The sequence below is a fragment of the Pseudomonas sp. P5_B2 genome (assembly GCF_056400445.1).
Window position 1 is genome coordinate 1 of the sequence record NZ_JBFULH010000867.1, and the last position, 1,443, is coordinate 1,443.

At 57.4% G+C, this 1,443-nt stretch carries 2 protein-coding genes; both read right to left on the reverse strand.

Going from position 1 to position 1,443, the window contains the following annotated elements:
* Positions 1-137: 137 nt before the first annotated feature.
* The gene (gene lptF, locus AC1DRJ_RS27555; RefSeq protein ID WP_477804931.1) at positions 138-929 is read right to left on the reverse strand and encodes a lipotoxin F family OmpA-related lipoprotein LptF; all 792 of its coding nucleotides are present in this window, start codon (positions 927-929) and stop codon (positions 138-140) included.
* Positions 930-984: 55 nt separating this feature from the next.
* Positions 985-1,398 (reverse strand): DUF4398 domain-containing protein, encoded by a 414-nt coding sequence (locus AC1DRJ_RS27560; protein WP_477804932.1) that lies wholly within the window; start codon positions 1,396-1,398, stop codon positions 985-987.
* Between the last annotated feature and the right edge of the window lie 45 nt (positions 1,399-1,443).

The following is a 1,443-nucleotide window of genomic DNA, read 5'->3' on the forward strand; positions in this document are numbered from 1 at the left end:
GCGATGGATCAGTCGCATTAATGTTGACTGACACTCCGCCATCGCGAGCAGGCTCACTCCTACAGGGTTTTGTGTTTTGCCCAATGAAAAAGCCCCGCCTGATCGATTCAGGCGGGGCTTTTGTGTTTCAGCAAGTTTTACTTAGTCGAGCTCACCGCCGAACGCGGAATCACCGGCTGGTTGTCATTGGAAATGGTCACTTCCACCCGACGGTTCATCGCCCGGCCCGAAGCGTTGGAATTCTCCGCGACCGGGTATTCCTTGCCGTAACCCTGAGCAACGATGCGCGCCGGATCAACGCCCATCTTCACCAGCGCCGTGCGCACGGAACCGGCGCGACGCTCCGACAACGACTGGTTGTGGCTCTCGGTGCCGGTGCTGTCGGTATAACCCTCGACAATCGCTTTGCGATCCGGGTTTTGCGCGAGGAATTGCGCCAGTTTGTTGATGTTCACCAGGCCGTTGGATTTCAGGTCAGCGCGGTCCGTGGCAAACAACACATCACCAAAGGTGACCAAGGTGCCGCGGTCGGTTTGCTTGGCATTCAGGCTATTCTGTAACTGCTTGATTTGTGTATCTCGGGCATCCAGACGAGCCTGGGCGCGTTGTGCCGAAGCGTTTTTCAGGTTGGCTTCAGCGGTGCGCAGGGCGATGGTCTGCTTGGCTACTTCAACGCGCGAATTGGTCAGGTAGGCCAGTTGGTCGACCGTGGCCTGGTCTTCCTTGTCCTGATACGCCTTGTCGGCTTTGTTCAGGTAATCACTGGCTTCCTTGGTTTCCAGTGCCGCGACCTTGCTGGCTTGCGGGTTGGCTTGCAGGCCGCTGTAGTTGGTACGCGCCTGCTCCAGGTTCGCGTTGGGCGGGGTGGAGCAGGCGGCCAGGGCAACGCTTGCGGCGAGGAGAGCGGGGATCATCAATTGTGTACGCATAATCGTTCGTCCTTTCTATCGGTAAGAGCTTCAGGTCTGGAGGCTGGATGCGCGCTTACTGCACGGTGCGCTGACTTTCCTGACGCAGTTCCTGAACACCTTGCTGAGAATCCTTGAGCGTCTGTTCGGCTTTCATCGCCTGTGCCTTGCGTTCAGCAATGCGAGCGTCCCACTCGGCCTGTTCGGCGAGCATCCGGGCCTCGTCATATTTTTTGTCGTGCATGGCAATTTCGGCTTGTTTGAGCTTGTCTTGCGCAGACTTCATCTCCACGGCCGCGAACTCTGTGCCGCCAGCACTCACTGCGTCATTGACAGCAGATTGGGTGACTGCGTATTGCTCGGTCGGTGGGTTACCGGCGCAACCGGCCAGGATGAAACTGCTGCCGATTGCCAGGGCCGCCAGTTTCAGGCCGCGCAAGTGAGTGAATGAGGTGTTGGCAGTTCGGGTTTTCATGGTCTTCAACTCCATTGGAATAACTCCTGAAAAACTTGAATGTCCATCCTGGTCTGGAGC

What these genes read in the sequence shown, in the direction of transcription:
- lptF (WP_477804931.1), bottom strand. Translation starts at nt 929, where the DNA reads ATGCGTACACAATTGATGATCCCCGCTCTCCTCGCCGCAAGCGTTGCC.
- AC1DRJ_RS27560 (WP_477804932.1), bottom strand. Translation starts at nt 1,398, where the DNA reads ATGGAGTTGAAGACCATGAAAACCCGAACTGCCAACACCTCATTCACT.